The sequence below is a fragment of the Bacillus pumilus genome, assembly GCF_009937765.1.
In the GTDB taxonomy this organism is placed as follows: domain Bacteria; phylum Bacillota; class Bacilli; order Bacillales; family Bacillaceae; genus Bacillus; species Bacillus pumilus_O.
This window is the reverse complement of sequence record NZ_CP047089.1, coordinates 3,348,290-3,359,309: the sequence shown is the minus strand read 5'-3', so window position 1 is coordinate 3,359,309 and position 11,020 is coordinate 3,348,290. Positions and strand designations below refer to the sequence as shown.

Sequence of the window (11,020 nt, the reverse complement as noted above, 5' to 3'; positions counted from 1 at the left end):
TTTCTCATTCCTTTATTGGATTTGCCAACTGCTGCTCTGCCTCATACATACTGTTTTTCAATTGAGCCCGTTCTTGGCTTCCATGCTCTTTCACCTGTAACGTTTCCTGTAATGTTTCAGCTAATTGACGTTGAACCTGTTTCAATGTATCTACAGGGGATAAAGATGCCTCTTCAAGAATCTGCCCCTGCTGCTTTGATACATTTTCATATGTTTTTTGAATTCGGCTCTCTAGAGCTGAATTGGCCCGCTGCTGTATATGCGTTAATGCAATCGACATTTGGTTGATCCATAGAGGAATAGAGGCTGAAACTGTTGATTGAATGTGATTAGCCAATGTATGATTCGTATGCTGGATCATCCGAATTTGAGCATTACATTGCAATGCAATCTGCCGGCTTAACAGCAAATCATACTTTCGTTCCTTTAGTCTCTCCATATACTCTTCTACATTGACTTCTTGACTCATCAATTGCTCCTCTAACGTCCGTTCAACAGAAATTTGCGTTTCTGAAAGAGGCTGCTGCTCTAACATGGTTATTTTCTCTTCAACTGCTGCAACCTGCAGCGTCATCTCTTGGAAATACGTTTGATTTTCTTCAAATAAACGCTCTAATAACATATGGTCCGAGATTAATACGCCTCTTGCATATTGAAGCCTTGCTGACAATCTCTCGATCTGTGATTTTGCATGTCGAAAACGTGATATGGTCTCCTGAGTAGATCGCTTATCGCGTTGAAACCATTTCAAAAAAAAGCCCTGTTTCTTCGGCACCAAATCCTCTGGCTCCACTACATGTAACTGCTGCAAAAAGGCCTCAAGCACGTCTCCTATTTGATCGATATCTTTTTTCTCAACATATTTCATCATCTGTTGTGATTGTTCCAATAATCGTTCCTGCACACGTGTACCATAGAAAAGGAGCTTTTGCGGATTGTCAGGGATCTGCTTAGCACGCTGAACGGCTTCCCTTTTCTCTTCATCAGATAAGGTATCAAACAACCGAAACTGGAGATCAGTAGTGGAGGCAGGTGATGTTGTGGCGCGATCTTCCGATTTCATCGTGTTTGACTCCTTTCATCTATTTCTTCATCATTTTATCTGCTACTTCAAGCTCAATATGAAGAGCTTCTATATCTCTTCCTAACACTTGTTGCAAATCATTCGTCAATTGCTTTTGCAGCTCTGTCAATGTCACTCGGGTTTGGCTTAATGTCATTTCCAGCTCATGGCTACGATTAGGCTGATTATACAACAGTGCATATTTCTCAGTTAGTTCAACGACGGAATCCAAACTTTCAAAATAAAAGCGCTGTGCATCATAAAATCGATTTGGCTCTTTTTTTGTTATTGTATAGATTCGTCGTGCAAGCCGAAAAACTTCATAATTATGTTTGATCGTTTGTACGTTTTTCACAGCAAATAAAGCTTTTTTTAAACGCACAAGCTTTTGCCCTGCTTCTTTTAAATGCTGTTTGATATATACATAATCACTACGAGACAGTCCGTGTTTCTTTAAAAACAATTGGAAAGCAGTCCATCTGCTCCCTACAAACAACACACCCCACCCAATCATCGCATACAGTATCGATAATCCAGCATGATGATGGAAGACCCCTATACTGACGGTTAAAATCACAAGCGAAAAAAAAGTAGAGAGGATGGACCATATAAAAGTATAAAAGATTGATTTCATGTTTATCGACTCCTATGAATAATCAGGCTCTCTGTTTATCTTATTATGAATTACGGCTCTCTGTTTATCTTATTATGAATTACGGATGATGTCCAAACTAAGTTCCAAAAAAACAGGCCCAATCCTTCATAGCTCATAAAAAAAGACCATCTAGTGGTCTATGAATACAAAGGCGGCGTATGAAGATTTTTAAGCTTTCTCACATAGTCGGAATAGCTAGGATCCGAGGTCGATGTAGATATTAACTTTCGCTCACAGTCTCGGCACAAAAACTGATGATATAAATAAATTCCTTTTGTCTTTTTCTCTTCACAAATCAAACAAATCGCTTCTCGCTCTTTTTTGTCCATTGTGACACCTCCACTTATAGCTTCAGTATGCCCTAGCGCTTTCAATTGTATACAAAATTAAGAATGTTTTAGATGGTAGTTTAGTATATGTATCCATGTCAGATCGGGTGTTTGTTCCTTTTCTTAAAAAACAAAAAAGACCAGTTCCAAATGGAACTGATCCTTATAGAAGCTTGGCGGCGTCCTACTCTCACAGGGGGAGACCCCCAACTACCATCGGCGCTGAAGAGCTTAACTTCCGTGTTCGGTATGGGAACGGGTGTGACCTCTTCGCTATCGCCACCAAACCTGATGGACCTTCTTCGCTCGACTTGCATGTATTAGGCACGCCGCCAGCGTTCGTCCTGAGCCAGGATCAAACTCTCCGAGGTATGCAGGATGCATATCACACATGCGTTGCTACACGATGTAGCGAACTTAGCATGTGATCACATCCTGCCTCGTCAGCGTTTGACTGACTACCTATGAAACATCATAGGATTTTTTATAAAAACTCGAATTAACAGGTACGTTTTGTCTTGTTTAGTTTTCAAAGATCATCTTCGCCGTTCTTAGCGGCTTTAATAATATAACATTTCGCTTCATCTTATGTCAACAACTTTTTTCAAGTTTATTTCCCGAAGCGTTTTTGTGTTTGCCACTGTGTGTCAGCGACGATTAATAATATATCACGAAAATATTCTATTGGTCAACGCCTTTTCAAAATTTTTTTTGAAATAGTTTTATTGTGCATCTCAAACCCTTGTCCTGCATACAATCAAGTAACAATCTCGGACAAGGCAGGAGTGTTTGAATTGAGTCGATTATATGTGTTGCCTATTAAACGGCTGAAGCAAGTTGTCATTATTCTTGTAGCAGCCCTTGCAGCTGCAACCTTTTTTTATGTACAAAAGGCGCCGCCGCTGTCGGTATTTAAAACAGAACACGGACCCCGAGCTATTTATAAAGGCGAGACTTCCTCAAAACATGTCTCCCTCACTTTTAATATCGGCTGGGGAGATGAGAAGGCTGTGCCTATTTTAAATGTCCTTCGAGAGTACGATATAAAGAACGCTACTTTTTTTCTGTCTGCTTCTTGGGCTGAGCGTCATCCGGATATCGTCAAACAAATTAGAGAGGACGGCCACCAAATTGGCAGCCTTGGCTATGCTTATAAAAATTATAGCCAGCTTGAAGATAGTGAAATCAAGCAAGATCTTGTCCGGGCACAAAATTCATTTCAAAAGCTTGGACTAGATGACATTCAACTATTAAGACCGCCAACTGGGCAATTTAACGAAAAAGCATTAAAAATTGCCACACAGTACGGTTATACCGTTGTCCATTACAGCGTCAATTCACAGGATTGGCTGAATCCAGGCGTCGATCAGATTGTTCAAAATGTAAATGATCGAATGAAAAACGGAGACATTGTTCTCCTACATGCCTCAGATTCAGCAACCCAAACCGCTCAAGCCTTACCAGCTATTTTGAAACAAATCAAAGAGAAAAACCTTAAAAACGTGACGGTTGGCGAACTGATCTCCAATACCAAAACTAGATCATCTGAAGTTAAGTAGCTTTCGCCTTTGAAAACCGCGGCATAGCTAATAACTGAAACGCATTACAGCCTAATAGCGGGAATAGCATTAGATACAGCCAGTCCTCTTCATTGACTCTGAGCGCCGGGAACCATTCTAGCGCGGTGATGACAACCATGAGAAACATTGCGGAAACAAATGTTTTCTTAGAGGACTGCTGCTGTTTAAAGTAAGACACGATCAATGCGAACACACCGATAAAGACAGGCAGCCATAGGTATGGAAGAAATGATTCGTTCTCCCCGAAAAACAAAAATCGCAAGTAAGCTAAATCAAACAGCACAAAGATCACCAGAAACAGCTGAATGGTATTCCATAATGAATGTGATCGGAATATCTCTAGGGCAAATCGGTGCACCGTTAAAAAGACAACAAACCCCATCTGGCTAATGACACTAAAAATCATCCCCACACCAATGAACCAAAACAACACAGATGCGATTTCTAGTATTTCAAATGATATAAAAAGCTTCTGATATTTCCCCCACTCCAGCGCAAAGCCTACCACGCTTGTAATGACCGCTCCAACAGCTAGCACAGAGAAGAAAAAACGAACTAAATCCCGACTTTTCATTGAATTGATCCAACCCCTATTTTTGTTATGTATAAATTTACGTGAAACATTCATATTAAAAGTAAGACATGTAACGAAAGGAGCCACAGTATGTCAAAAGGCATCTTGCGTATAATGAGCTGTTTTCTCCTTTTATCTCTAACAGCTTGTGCTCCCAAAACCCAATCCTCATCTAATATGGACTATGACGAAACAAAGAAAATGGTCGTCGATATATTGAAGACAGATGACGGTAAAAAGGCCATTCAACAGTTATTAAATGACGAGGCAATGAATGAAGCTTTGGTAATGGATGAACAAACTGTGAAACAAACGATAGAGAAAACACTGACTTCTGATAAAGGCAAAGAGTTCTGGAAGAAGGTCTTTGAGGATTCTAAATTTGCCGAGACTTTCGCAAAATCCATGCAGCAACAGCATGAAAAGATGTTAAAACAGTTAATGAAAGACCCTGACTATCAGCAATTGATGATGGATATTCTCAAGGATCCTGAAATGGAAAAGAAATACGGTGAACTGGTAAAAAGCAAAGAGTTCAGAAAGCATTTAGAAAAAGTGATTACGGAAACATTAAGCAGTCCTCTCTATAAGAAGAAATTCGAAGATGAGCTTAAAAAAGCAGCATCTGAAAGTAGTGATTCTGGATCAAAAGAAAGCGGCAGTTAAACATCACCCGAGTGGACTTACATCCACTCGGGCTTTCATTATGCTTTTACTGCTAATTGTTCAATGACTTTATTCGCAATGTGTTGATACACTTCTCCGGTCGGATGACTCGCATCATAGACAGATGGAGCAAAATCATCTTCATTCCAGTCAGGCTGTCTTAAAGGTATTTGACCAAGGACCGATACTCGTAGTTCTTCCGCTAGCTTGTCCCCGCCCCCTTTTCCAAAGACATATTCTTTTTCACCTGTTTTTTTGCTTTCATAATAGCTCATATTCTCAACGACCCCTAGCACATCGTGATCTGTTTGAAGTGCCATTGCGCCTGCTCTAGCAGCAACGAAGGCAGCTGTAGGATGCGGTGTTGTGACAATGATTTCTTTACAGCTTGGAAGCATTGTATGAATATCAAGCGCCACATCTCCAGTTCCAGGCGGAAGGTCTAATAGTAAGTAATCTAATTCTCCCCACTCTACTTCGTGGAAGAAGTTATTTAGCATTTTACCAAGCATCGGTCCTCTCCAAATGACCGGTGCATTTTCTTCAACAAAAAAGCCCATTGAAATCACTTTGACACCAAAGCGTTCCACAGGAATAATTTTTTCCCCTTTAACCGTTGGTCTGACGGTGATTCCCATCATATCCGGTACACTAAAGCCATAAATATCTGCATCAATCAGTCCAACTTTTTTTCCTAGACGAGCCAGTGCTACAGCAAGGTTGACAGACACGGTGGATTTCCCAACGCCTCCCTTTCCACTCGCAATCGCAAGGAATTCAGGAGGATTTTTAGAATTGAGTAGGTTTTCTTCCTCATCTTGTGACGGCATAAACCTTTCAAGAGTTTCCTGAGGCAGTTCTTCAAAACGAAGTCCTACTGTGTTAGCACCCTCTGCTTTCAAGGCTTGTACGATGTCTTGCTGCAGTTTCATTTGCTCAGCAGTACCCGTTTTAGCAATAGCCACCTTTAAACTCACATGTTCTTTTTCAGGCTTTAGGCTGATTTCCTTGATGGCATCCAGCTCACCAAGCGGTATATGTAGGAAAGGTTCGTCCATCTTCCCAACTAGTTTTCTCACATCATCTTGTCCGATCATAGCAGAACCTCACCCTTTATTGAATTCGTTTACAATCCAAGTATATCATACATATCCTTACAATGTCTGTCCTGTTTGCCTTCGTTCAAAAGGAAAAAGCCCCTTATTCAGGCGGCTCTTTTTGCTCTGTCAAATATCTTAAAATGCCTTTATAAATGGAGGCAGCAATTTGATCTTGATATTTAGGTGTTGCCAGCTGACTGGCCTCTTTCGGATTGGAGAGAAATCCAATCTCCACAAGAGCTCCTGGCTTCGTCACATTTTGCATTAAATAAATGCCATTGATCCGCTTCGCCTTTCGATCTGTGTTTTCAAGATTATTGCGTAATTCATCTTGAATGAACTTCGCTGCCTTTTCATTCTCTTCATATTTCCCGTAAAAAAACGTCTGTGCGCCGCTCCATTTGTTTGATGGGATCGCATTTAAATGAATACTTAAATAGAAATCCGCTTCAGACTCATTGATGGCTTTTACACGGTTTCTTAAATCCTCCGCTTTCTTCCGAGCATATCCCTTTGTGTTCTTTGATGATAAATCAGAATCATCTTCGCGGGTCATAAGAACAAGGGCACCCTGCTCCTGTAAATAGTCACGTATCTTCATGGATACATCTAGTGCAATCTCTTTTTCAAGCAACTCTCCTCCAACAGCCCCGCCATCTGGACCGCCATGACCCGGATCTAAATAGATGATCTTGCCGCTCAAAGGCAAGTTCCACGATTTCCACGAATCATCATTTAGAAACTGAAACCTGAATAAGAATAAGAGGACGATAAACCCGATTAAAAAACCTGTCCATTTCAGCTTTCTTTTCATCCCTGTCCCTCCCATACACCATTATTTTATAGATATGGGACAAGGGCTGGAAATATGCTTAGTGCAGCCGAAGCTTATGCCTTTTTTCTGATTCTCGAAAGCCTTCCTGCCACCACATGCTTAAAAAATCCTTCGCAAATGGATATAGACACGACATCTTCCGCTCCATTCGGAACATATTCCCCCACGATTGCAAACACCCCGCTAGCTCCTCAACCAGCTCATTTTCTTCATGAACTGACCGCTTCTTTATATCATCGAATGATTCACCGTACTTACTCGACTCACCGTATCTCCCACCTGCTAAAAAGGCCTCAATGGCGAAATCAATACAGCCATCACTCATAATCCCAGCTGGATCATCTGCAAAAGGGAACAGCTTCTTCGTGAATTTCTCAGAAGCATCCGTCACCTGTTGAAGAGACAATGTACGCAACAGCTTCTTTTCAAGCGTGACATCTCGTTTTGTTTTCAATTGATAAAATGAAAGAACCTCTGCCATAGACTGAACTCCTTTTTTCTTTGTATTGTTCGTTGGTTTGAACAAAACATGCAGTTCAGTAAATGGAAATCAATGAGCTAACGGATTGGAAAATTGTGATAAAATGAACATTTATATATAGAAAGAATAGAAAAGGGGCAAAATTCATGAAGAAGTGGATATATATCCTATTGCTACTAACAGTCGTCTTATCTGGATGCGGCAGTCAAGCGACCGAGCAGAAAAGCGACATAAAAGGAATAGAAGACATATCATTAAAACAGCTCTCCAAACACAAAAGTTCTTATATTGGAGACAACGGAGCAATTGGCGCTATTTTATCAGATCTTCCAGGTAACGTGATTCGTGAATATGAAATCGTAGATGAAAAAGAGCTAAAAGTGACGTATGGCGTGAAAGAAAATGCCAATGACACAGAAGAACAATTTGACGCATACTGGTTTGATCAAAAGAACACGATTGAGAAAACGTATTTATACAACGCATTCGCATTTTTTATCCTTGTCGATAATGTTGAGCAGGTAACCCTCAAGATGAGCTCAAACAATGAACCAGCTGTCACGTTTAATAGACAGCAACTAGAAAAAAAGCTCCCTCACTCCTTTAAAGAATACCAAGACAATGTAGAACTTTGGCAGAAGGAACTGGTTGATGGAGTTGTGAAGTCAAAAGAGAAACGGCAAGATGTATATAGAGTGTTTCCCATGCAGAAATAATAAAACAGAGGGGTGTCTCCCTCTGTTTTTTGATGGTTATTTAGTAAAAGCCTGAATCAATCGTTGTCGAAAGTTTTGATCCCCTGCTGCAGTAAGCATAAATTCGTTGAATACTTCCTCAATCCAGTGAGAATTGTTCGCTTTTGGATCATTGATAAAAAGAGAAATGGATATAGAGGATGTATCTGTTTTTCGATATAAAGCAGCTGTGAAAACAAACAACGTCGCTCCGCTTTTATACCAAATATATTGATCTTTTTCCGTCTTCAATGTTTCTCCCAGCACAATTTGGCTAAAAAGACTCTTTTCTTCTGTTGTTAACAGCTCATCCTGTAGACGTTTCATAAAATGTGCATATTGATTCGTTGTAGACCTTGTCATTTTTTGCGTCAGTAATGATTGAATCCGCAAGCTTAACAAGTCTTTTTTCATCAATTTTTCTTCTAACGCCTTTTTATGCTCTGGGTCATTTTTCATGATATTAAAAATATCAATTATCAGAGATTTGTATTGTTCATCAGTTACATCGCTCATTTGCTTGAATGCATCCCGCTCATGATCAGATATATAGGCTGGCCACAACAGCTTGGGTGTCAGTGGCATGACTTCATCATGTTCTGTAAGACCTTCTTGTTTCATCTGATTATTGATCTTATCTAAGCCCAGCCGGTCAATCAAATAATCAGTACAAGCATTCGAACTGAATTGCATCATCCCTTTGGCAACATCTAATAAAGTTGCATGTTCAGAAAAATCATTGACCTCCAGCCAGTATGTGTGAGCACCACCGTCTGTTCTATCAATATAAAACCGCTCTATATCAGACAATGCCACTTTTTCATCTAGCTTGGTGTCACCGCTAGAGACGGTTTTAACAAAATGAAACAAAACCATTAATTTCACCGTACTTGCAAGTGGTGTTTCTTGATCACCATTCCAATCTAATACTACATCTTCATTTTCAATCATTGTCGCTGATATGTCCTTTTTGTTTTTCATGACAAATGTCAAAAGATCTTCTTTTGTTTTATTCAAATATATTTCCTTTCCCAACCACTATAGATTCTCATCTTCAATATAACAAATATTTGAAATAAAGAAACAAAAAAGAAGGGGTTTGTGAATCCCCTCCGTTTGATGATTTTATTCATGAGGCAGTTGCAGCTTCATCCCATCATGCGTAGCTTCAAAGCCCAACTTTTCGTAAAAACGACGTGCATCTGGTCTCTGTTTGTCTGTTGTTAGCTGAATCATATGACAGCCGCGGTCGCTTGCATGTTGAATAGCCCTTTTTATCAACATCGTGCCAATTCCTTTTCCTCTATGAGTCAAGGCCGTACGAACTCCTTCTATTAAAGCTCTCCATCCTCCTTGATGTGTAAGAAATGGCGTCATGGTCAATTGGAGAACACCGACAGCTTCTTCCTGATCACACGCAACAATGAGTTCAATATTTGGATCAGCATCTATTGATTGAAAGGCTTCGATATAGCTTTCTAATAGAGGTTGCGTGTAACGCTCTCTTTTTTGACCTAACATGTCATCCGCGAGCATGAAGACGATTTTGTCGAGATCATCCAGCTTGGCTTCTCTGAACGTCAGTTGACTGAATCCCATTGAACACACCTCCTATGAATTATTGACCAAAATACCATTGATGTGCGTTCTTATATAAGATGTGATCAGCTGCTTTTTCATCAAAGAGCTGTTGAACCAACTCAACATCACCGTATTCAAATGGACGCTTTGCTCTTGTGGATGGAAGGTCTGTACCAAACATCAATGCATCAGGATTCGTTTGATAAATGGACGTCAATGCATGTTCAACGTTTAAATCAACGCGTCCAAAACCTGTTGCTTTCACTCGAACCCCTTTATCAACCAGCTTGAGCAAATGCGGCAAGCCTTCTTCCGATAAGCCTAAATGATCAATTGAAATAGCAGGCAGTTTTTCAAGCATTGATGATATTTCAGGGAGGTGCTTAGCATCTATGTAAAGCTCACTATGCCACCCAGCCAGCTCATACACTCTTCTCGCAAAATAATCGAGCTTCGAAATATCCTCCGAACCGCCCCGCTTCACATTAAAACGTAAAGCCTTTACCCCATGTTGATCCAAATGAACAATTTCATCATCAGTTGCTGTAAAAGGCAATTGAGTCACCCCGCAAAAACCTGGACCCAGTTCATCCAGCGCTTTCAACAAATAGCCTTGATCAAAGCCTTGAAATGATCCAGAGACGATGGCTCCACCTACAATCCCTAGATCAGCCGTCTCTCTCTTATAATCATTCACATCATAACTAGGCGGTATATACCCTTGGTTTTCTTGAATGGGAAAATTAAAATCAATGATATGAAAATGTGCATCAAAGATCCTCATGCGCGCGCCCCTCTTCTGCTTATTTGATCTGATTATATCAATAGAGAAAGTCGAGGGAAATTTGGAATGACGAATTACTTCATATCATGAATACTTATCAAGCTTTCCATTCCTCTCGTAAGATGGCATAGTAAAACTCATCCCACCACTCGTTTTCCTGTGGTATACACTTTTTAAAATAACCCTCTCTTCTCATCCCCATTTTCTCCATCAATCTCCACGATGGCACATTTTCAGGCTGACAAGTGGCAATGATTCGATGCAAATTCATTGTGCGAAAACCATGATGTAGGACAGCATAAGCCGCTTCAGATGCATAGCCCTTGTTTTGATATGCAGGATTGAAGACCCAGCCAATTTCATACGTGTGATCACCAAAGTAAGGATGAAATGAGATATGCCCAATGCATGTTTGATCTTCTTTTAATAGGACAGCGACATACTTAGCATCTTCATGACGATTATTTTTGACAAAATCCTTCGCATCTTCTTTAGAAAATACATCTTCCGGAATATACTTCATCACGACCGGATCAGATGTATAGGCATAGACATCCTGCCAATCATCATCTGTAAATGGTCGAATGAGACATCTTTCTGTCGTTAGATTCATAGGACAACCTCCATCTTTTTTAACA

The 11,020-nt window shown here is 40.2% G+C and carries 14 protein-coding genes and 1 rRNA gene; 3 read left to right on the top strand and 12 right to left on the bottom strand.

Features of this window, described 5'->3' with window-relative positions; all coding sequences use genetic code 11:
* Window positions 1–4: 4 nt before the first annotated feature.
* The 4 genes from GPS65_RS16860 to rrf form a co-directional block, all read right to left on the bottom strand.
* Window positions 5–1,063, bottom strand: a complete 1,059-nt coding sequence (locus GPS65_RS16860) for a toxic anion resistance protein (protein ID WP_041815084.1) — start codon at window positions 1,061–1,063, stop codon at window positions 5–7.
* 19 nt (window positions 1,064–1,082) lie between these two features.
* Window positions 1,083–1,697: a 5-bromo-4-chloroindolyl phosphate hydrolysis family protein gene (locus GPS65_RS16855; protein ID WP_012008636.1), complete on the bottom strand. Its 615-nt coding sequence runs from the start codon at window positions 1,695–1,697 to the stop codon at window positions 1,083–1,085.
* 158 nt (window positions 1,698–1,855) lie between these two features.
* The gene (locus GPS65_RS16850; protein WP_012008635.1) at window positions 1,856–2,047 is read right to left on the bottom strand and encodes a sigma factor G inhibitor Gin; all 192 of its coding nucleotides are present in this window, start codon (window positions 2,045–2,047) and stop codon (window positions 1,856–1,858) included.
* A gap of 171 nt (window positions 2,048–2,218) precedes the next feature.
* Window positions 2,219–2,334, bottom strand: a 5S ribosomal RNA gene (gene rrf / locus GPS65_RS16845).
* Between the two features lie 507 nt (window positions 2,335–2,841).
* Between rrf and pdaB the strand changes: the two genes are divergently transcribed.
* Complete coding sequence (gene pdaB, locus GPS65_RS16840; RefSeq protein WP_012008727.1) at window positions 2,842–3,606, top strand: polysaccharide deacetylase family sporulation protein PdaB; 765 nt, start codon at window positions 2,842–2,844, stop codon at window positions 3,604–3,606.
* Here the strand turns inward: pdaB and kbaA are convergent.
* A complete protein-coding gene (gene kbaA / locus GPS65_RS16835; RefSeq protein WP_012008726.1) occupies window positions 3,599–4,201 on the bottom strand; it encodes a KinB-signaling pathway activation protein in 603 nt (200 codons plus the stop codon). The two genes, pdaB and kbaA, sit on opposite strands and share 8 nt — an antisense overlap.
* A 90-nt stretch (window positions 4,202–4,291) precedes the next feature.
* Between kbaA and gerD the strand changes: the two genes are divergently transcribed.
* Window positions 4,292–4,867, top strand: coding sequence for a spore germination lipoprotein GerD (gerD, locus tag GPS65_RS16830; RefSeq protein WP_012008725.1), 576 nt, complete (start codon window positions 4,292–4,294; stop codon window positions 4,865–4,867).
* Window positions 4,868–4,905: 38 nt separating this feature from the next.
* On the opposite strand, the gene GPS65_RS16825 is transcribed toward gerD, so the two are convergent.
* The 3 genes from GPS65_RS16825 to GPS65_RS16815 form a co-directional block, all read right to left on the bottom strand.
* A complete protein-coding gene (locus GPS65_RS16825; protein WP_012008724.1) occupies window positions 4,906–5,964 on the bottom strand; it encodes an Mrp/NBP35 family ATP-binding protein in 1,059 nt (352 codons plus the stop codon).
* Between the two features lie 103 nt (window positions 5,965–6,067).
* Window positions 6,068–6,781: an N-acetylmuramoyl-L-alanine amidase CwlD gene (gene cwlD / locus GPS65_RS16820; protein WP_012008723.1), complete on the bottom strand. Its 714-nt coding sequence runs from the start codon at window positions 6,779–6,781 to the stop codon at window positions 6,068–6,070.
* 58 nt (window positions 6,782–6,839) lie between these two features.
* Window positions 6,840–7,283 (bottom strand): YbaK family protein, encoded by a 444-nt coding sequence (locus GPS65_RS16815; RefSeq protein ID WP_012008722.1) that lies wholly within the window; start codon window positions 7,281–7,283, stop codon window positions 6,840–6,842.
* A 146-nt stretch (window positions 7,284–7,429) separates the two neighbouring features.
* Between GPS65_RS16815 and GPS65_RS16810 the strand changes: the two genes are divergently transcribed.
* Complete coding sequence (locus tag GPS65_RS16810; RefSeq protein ID WP_012008721.1) at window positions 7,430–7,999, top strand: DUF4825 domain-containing protein; 570 nt, start codon at window positions 7,430–7,432, stop codon at window positions 7,997–7,999.
* Between the two features lie 36 nt (window positions 8,000–8,035).
* Here the strand turns inward: GPS65_RS16810 and GPS65_RS16805 are convergent, their stop codons facing one another.
* The 4 genes from GPS65_RS16805 to GPS65_RS16790 all read right to left on the bottom strand — a co-directional run bounded on the left by GPS65_RS16805 (window position 8,036) and on the right by GPS65_RS16790 (window position 10,995).
* Window positions 8,036–9,034: a serine hydrolase gene (locus GPS65_RS16805; RefSeq protein WP_119124329.1), complete on the bottom strand. Its 999-nt coding sequence runs from the start codon at window positions 9,032–9,034 to the stop codon at window positions 8,036–8,038.
* 108 nt (window positions 9,035–9,142) lie between these two features.
* On the bottom strand, window positions 9,143–9,616 hold the full coding sequence (locus GPS65_RS16800) for a GNAT family N-acetyltransferase (RefSeq protein ID WP_012008719.1): 474 nt from the start codon (window positions 9,614–9,616) through the stop codon (window positions 9,143–9,145).
* Between the two features lie 19 nt (window positions 9,617–9,635).
* Complete coding sequence (locus tag GPS65_RS16795; RefSeq protein ID WP_012008718.1) at window positions 9,636–10,382, bottom strand: amidohydrolase family protein; 747 nt, start codon at window positions 10,380–10,382, stop codon at window positions 9,636–9,638.
* Window positions 10,383–10,479: 97 nt separating this feature from the next.
* A complete protein-coding gene (locus tag GPS65_RS16790) occupies window positions 10,480–10,995 on the bottom strand; it encodes a GNAT family N-acetyltransferase (RefSeq protein WP_012008717.1) in 516 nt (171 codons plus the stop codon).
* Window positions 10,996–11,020: the final 25 nt, after the last annotated feature.

What these genes read in the sequence shown, in the direction of transcription:
- GPS65_RS16860 (WP_041815084.1), bottom strand. Translation starts at nt 1,063, where the DNA reads ATGAAATCGGAAGATCGCGCCACAACATCACCTGCCTCCACTACTGAT.
- GPS65_RS16855 (WP_012008636.1), bottom strand. Translation starts at nt 1,697, where the DNA reads ATGAAATCAATCTTTTATACTTTTATATGGTCCATCCTCTCTACTTTT.
- GPS65_RS16850 (WP_012008635.1), bottom strand. Translation starts at nt 2,047, where the DNA reads ATGGACAAAAAAGAGCGAGAAGCGATTTGTTTGATTTGTGAAGAGAAA.
- kbaA (WP_012008726.1), bottom strand. Translation starts at nt 4,201, where the DNA reads ATGAAAAGTCGGGATTTAGTTCGTTTTTTCTTCTCTGTGCTAGCTGTT.
- gerD (WP_012008725.1), top strand. Translation starts at nt 4,292, where the DNA reads ATGTCAAAAGGCATCTTGCGTATAATGAGCTGTTTTCTCCTTTTATCT.
- GPS65_RS16825 (WP_012008724.1), bottom strand. Translation starts at nt 5,964, where the DNA reads ATGATCGGACAAGATGATGTGAGAAAACTAGTTGGGAAGATGGACGAA.
- cwlD (WP_012008723.1), bottom strand. Translation starts at nt 6,781, where the DNA reads ATGAAAAGAAAGCTGAAATGGACAGGTTTTTTAATCGGGTTTATCGTC.
- GPS65_RS16815 (WP_012008722.1), bottom strand. Translation starts at nt 7,283, where the DNA reads ATGGCAGAGGTTCTTTCATTTTATCAATTGAAAACAAAACGAGATGTC.
- GPS65_RS16810 (WP_012008721.1), top strand. Translation starts at nt 7,430, where the DNA reads ATGAAGAAGTGGATATATATCCTATTGCTACTAACAGTCGTCTTATCT.
- GPS65_RS16800 (WP_012008719.1), bottom strand. Translation starts at nt 9,616, where the DNA reads ATGGGATTCAGTCAACTGACGTTCAGAGAAGCCAAGCTGGATGATCTC.
- GPS65_RS16795 (WP_012008718.1), bottom strand. Translation starts at nt 10,382, where the DNA reads ATGAGGATCTTTGATGCACATTTTCATATCATTGATTTTAATTTTCCC.
- GPS65_RS16790 (WP_012008717.1), bottom strand. Translation starts at nt 10,995, where the DNA reads ATGAATCTAACGACAGAAAGATGTCTCATTCGACCATTTACAGATGAT.